Source organism: Aliivibrio sp. SR45-2 (assembly GCF_963890165.1).
GTDB lineage: Bacteria > Pseudomonadota > Gammaproteobacteria > Enterobacterales > Vibrionaceae > Aliivibrio > Aliivibrio salmonicida.
On record NZ_CAWPRC010000096.1, the window covers coordinates 1 to 436 of the forward strand.

The window sequence follows — 436 nt, forward strand, 5'->3', positions numbered from 1 at the left end:
GTTTATTTGCTATCGATGCCACCACGGGTGTGGTGACGGTGATTGGCAATCTGGATCATGATCTTAATGATACTCACTCGATTGAGATCATTGCTACTTCTACCGATGGCTCAACCAGTACGGGCAGTTTCGATATCACGGTGACGGATGCAGATGGTACGTTGCCGGGCGGCGGCGATACGGATAATCCGGTGGGGCCGGTTACCGATTCAAACCTTTCAGATAATACGATTTCAGAGAATGCGGCAATAGGGGATGTGGTTAACCTCACCGGTTTGGCAACGGATCCCGATGGAGATGTGGTGACTTATACCCTATCTCAAGATGATATTGATGCCGGTCTATTTGCGATTGATGCCACCACGGGTGTGGTGACGGTGATTGGCAATTTAGATCATGACACGGCGCCGTCTCATTCGATTGATATTATTGCGAC

Annotated in this window: 1 protein-coding gene; it reads left to right on the forward strand. The window is 49.3% G+C overall.

Annotation, left to right across the window (positions count from 1 at the left end):
• Positions 1–436 (forward strand): cadherin repeat domain-containing protein (locus AACV33_RS04320; RefSeq protein ID WP_182700746.1); only part of this gene is annotated, 436 nt, incomplete at both ends.